This is a genomic window from Galactobacter sp. (assembly GCF_022712295.1).
Lineage (GTDB): Bacteria > Actinomycetota > Actinomycetes > Actinomycetales > Micrococcaceae > Galactobacter.
On the sequence record NZ_JALAGT010000200.1, the window covers coordinates 1 to 3,839 of the forward strand.

General features: G+C 65.1%; 4 protein-coding genes. 2 read left to right on the forward strand and 2 right to left on the reverse strand.

What is annotated here, in order from left to right; all coding sequences use genetic code 11:
* Nucleotides 1-33: 33 nt before the first annotated feature.
* Both coaA and mscL read left to right on the forward strand, forming a co-directional pair.
* Entirely contained in the window at nt 34-972 is a 939-nt protein-coding gene (coaA, locus tag Q0A15_RS14345) for a type I pantothenate kinase (protein ID WP_291280208.1), read from the forward strand.
* 87 nt (nt 973-1,059) lie between these two features.
* Nucleotides 1,060-1,467, forward strand: a complete 408-nt coding sequence (gene mscL / locus Q0A15_RS14350) for a large conductance mechanosensitive channel protein MscL (RefSeq protein ID WP_291280205.1) — start codon at nt 1,060-1,062, stop codon at nt 1,465-1,467.
* Between the two features lie 88 nt (nt 1,468-1,555).
* On the opposite strand, the gene glmM is transcribed toward mscL, so the two are convergent.
* Nucleotides 1,556-2,908, reverse strand: coding sequence for a phosphoglucosamine mutase (gene glmM / locus Q0A15_RS14355; protein ID WP_291280206.1), 1,353 nt, complete (start codon nt 2,906-2,908; stop codon nt 1,556-1,558).
* A gap of 483 nt (nt 2,909-3,391) precedes the next feature.
* Nucleotides 3,392-3,839: 30S ribosomal protein S9 (gene rpsI / locus Q0A15_RS14360; protein ID WP_291280207.1), on the reverse strand; the 448-nt coding region annotated here is incomplete at its 5' end.

Below are 3,839 nucleotides of genomic sequence, written 5' to 3' on the forward strand. Positions count from 1 at the left end.
ACCCGGTCTCCTGCCACCCGCCAACTCCAGGCCCTGCCCGCCTCCACCCCCTTCGTGGAGTTGGGCCGCGAAGCCTGGGCGCGATTGGCCGACCAGCTGGAACAGCCGCTCAATGCAGCGGACGTCGAGCGGCTTGCCGGTCTGGGCGAGCGCCTTGACCTGGACGAGGTGGCGGAGGTCTACCTCCCCCTCTCCCGCCTGTTGTCTCTCTACGTGGAGGGCACCGGCCAACTGCACGCCGCGACCTCCACCTTTCTGGGCGAGACCACCCGTCGAACGCCTTTCGTGATCGGAGTAGCCGGTTCGGTCGCCGTGGGAAAGTCCACCACCGCCAGCGTGCTGGAGGAGCATCTTCGGCGGTGGCCCGGAATGCCGAAGGTGGACCTCGTCACCACCGACGGTTTCCTCTTCCCCAACGAGGAACTCATCAGGCGCAACATCTTGGACCGGAAGGGTTTCCCGGAGTCCTACGACCAGCGTTCCCTCCTCCGCTTCATCACAGCAGTGAAATCCGGCGTTCCTGAGGTCGTGGCTCCCAAGTACTCGCACCTGACCTACGACATCCTCAAGGACGAACGTCTGGTCGTGGACCGCCCGGACGTCCTCATCGTCGAGGGACTGAACGTGCTGGCCCCCGCCACCCCTCGCGCGGACGGGACCGTCGGCTTGTCCCTCAGCGACTTCTTCGACTTCTCCATCTATGTGGACGCCCGAACCAAGGACATCGCCAAGTGGTATGTGCAGCGCTTCATGCGGCTACGCTCCGGCGCCTTCGCCGACCCGGCCAGCTACTTCCACCGCTATGCGTCCCTGAGCGACCAAGGGGCCGAGGACACCGCTGCGGACATCTGGAACCGTATCAACCTCCCCAACCTGCGTGAGAACGTTCGCCCCACCCGCGGCCGGGCCAGGCTGGTGCTCACCAAGGACGCGGACCACTCGGTGAACCGGATGCTGCTACGTAAGCTCTGAGGACCGCCTACACATTTGTTGGCGGGATCACTGGAGAATTCATGAAATTGACGTCCAACTGAGTTCGGCTGCCTTTATGATGGGCGCATGCTCAAAGGTTTCAAGGAATTCATCTCTCGCGGCAGCGTGATCGATCTCGCCGTCGGTGTCATCATCGGTGCGGCCTTCGCCAAGGTCATCGACGCCCTCGTGAACAACGTGCTGATGCCGGCCATCGCCATGATCTTCGTGCCGGACTTCGACAACTGGCTGGTCTTCGGATCCATCAAGATCGGCGTTCTGATCACCGCCATCGTCAACTTCCTGCTGATCGCGGCCGCCGTGTACTTCGCCCTCGTGATGCCCATGAACAAGATGGCGCGCCGTAAGGCCATCAAGGCCGGTATCGATCCGGAAGCCGAGACCCCTGACCCGCAGATCGAACTGCTCACGGACATCCGCGATGCCCTGCGCAAGACCGAGGAGGCGGACAGCCCGGGCAGCCACCGCGCCTGACACTTGTCCCCTGGAACGCCGCGGAGGGCCGGTACCTGTTCAAGGTACCGGCCCTCCTTCGTTTCGCGTCGGTCGTGGTTGCCTGCGGTCAGGACAGCGCCAGCTCCGTCTGAACCACCTGCGCCAGCCGCCTGGCCACGGATTCCGCCGTGGATTTATCGGAGGCCTCCACCATGACCCTGACCACGGGCTCGGTGCCCGAGGGACGCAGGAGCACTCGACCGGTCTCCCCCAGTTCGGCCTCTTCCGCCGTCACGGCAGCCAGGACGGTTGCATTGGTGTCTGCTGCACCCTTGTCCACGCCACGCACATTGATCAAGACCTGAGGCAGCACCTTGACCACAGAGCCGAGTTCCTTCAGGCTCTTGCCGGTGGCTGCCATGCGGGAGGCGATCTGCAGCCCCGTGAGCACGCCGTCGCCCGTGGTCGCGTGATCAGCCATGATGACGTGCCCGGACTGCTCACCACCCAGGTTGTAACCCCACTGCCTCATGGCCTCGAGGACGTACCGGTCGCCGACACCCGTCTCCACGATGTTGATGCCGTGTTCCTTCATGGCCAGCTTGAGGCCCAGGTTGGACATGACCGTGACCACCAGGGTGTCCTCCTTGAGGGTCCCGGCTTCCTTCATCGCCAGCGCGATGATCGCCATTTCCTTGTCGCCGTCGACGATATTGCCCTCTGCGTCCACTGTGAGGCAGCGGTCGGCGTCGCCGTCATGACCCACGCCGAGATCGGCTCCGTGTTCCAGGACGGCGGCCTGGAGGTTCTCCAGGTGCGTGGAGCCGTAGCCGTCGTTGATGTTGATGCCGTCCGGGTTCGCCCCGATCACGACGACCTCGGCTCCTGCGGCCTTGAACGCGTCTGGCGAGCAGCCGGCCGCAGCACCGTGCGCCGCATCGATGACGACCTTCAGCCCCTCGAGCCTGTGCGGCAGGGTCTGCAGCAGATGGACCACGTAGCGGTCCTCGGCATCGGAGAAACGACGGATACGTCCCACGTCGCTGCCCAAGGGGCGTAACGGCTGGTCGCGCTTGAGGTGGGATTCTATGGCGTCCTCGATGGAATCATCGAGTTTCTGGCCGCCGCGCGCCAGGAATTTGATGCCGTTGTCCGGTGCGGGGTTGTGCGAGGCGGAGATCATCACTCCGAAGTCGGCGCCGAGGTCGGCCACGAGGAAGGCCGCGGCCGGGGTGGGCACGGTGCCTGCGTCATAGACGTCCACGCCGGACCCGGCAAGTCCCGCTTCGATGGCTGCAGAGATGAAGTCGCCTGAGATCCTGGGGTCCTTGGCCACGACGGCGACGGGACGATGTCCCACCTCGACGTCGTTGAAGCCGAGCACTTGGGCCCCGGCTTGGGCCAGGCCCAGGGAGAGCTCCGGTGTGAGGAGGTCGTTTGCCTTGCCGCGTACGCCGTCGGTTCCGAAAAGTCGTGCCATAGTGCATTCAGTCTAGACGGGTGATTGCAGTACGGTTTGCATCCCCTGCCGACGGGTTGGACGCCAGCAGCCCGCCTCGACCCTGAGCCCGAAGCTGCACAGAGCCAGGTTTTCACCGTGGAGCCGGTGGGAAACAGGCTCCACGGTCAGAACCCGGCTCCCCTCCCAGAAGTACGACGATGGCCCGCCCCGAGGTGAAACGGGACGGGCCATCGTAGGTAGCTCCAAGATCAGCGCTTGTGCAGCCAAGCACCCAATCAGCGCTTGTGCACCCAAGCACCCAATCAGCGCTTGTGCAGCCAAGCACCCAATCAGCGCTTGTGGAGCCAAGCGCTGATCTCGGCGCGAGGGCCCCAGATTTCGAGACGCAGTCTCGGAACCCGGGAGCGCCCACACCAAGCGCTTGTGGAGCCAAGCGCCGGTTTTGGCGCGAGGGCCCCGGCGCGCAGAGACGCAGTCTCCGCACGCCGGGCAGCGCCAAAATCAGCGCTTGGAGTACTGCGGTGCCTTGCGTGCCTTCTTGAGGCCGGCCTTCTTGCGCTCGATGACGCGTGCGTCGCGAGTCAGGAAGCCTGCCTTCTTGAGGGCGGCGCGGTTGTTGTCGCGGTCGACCTCGTTGAGAGCGCGGGCGATGCCGAGGCGCAGTGCGCCGGCCTGGCCGGAGGGGCCGCCGCCGTGGATGCGGGCGCTGACGTCGTAGGCGCCTTCCAGTTCAAGCAGCTTGAAGGGGTCGTTGACCTCTTGCTGGTGCAGCTTGTTCGGGAAGTACTCGGCGAGGGCGCGGCCGTTGATGGTCCAGTTGCCGGAGCCGGGGATGATGCGCACGCGGGCGACAGCTTCCTTGCGGCGGCCAACGGCTGCGCCTGCGACGGTCAGGTTGCGCTCAACGGCGGGGGCACCAGCGGTGGTCGCGGACGACTCGGTGGTGTAG

Coding starts and splice junctions, on each gene's coding strand:
- mscL (WP_291280205.1), top strand. CDS start 1,060: ATGCTCAAAGGTTTCAAGGAATTCATCTCTCGCGGCAGCGTGATCGAT.
- glmM (WP_291280206.1), bottom strand. CDS start 2,908: ATGGCACGACTTTTCGGAACCGACGGCGTACGCGGCAAGGCAAACGAC.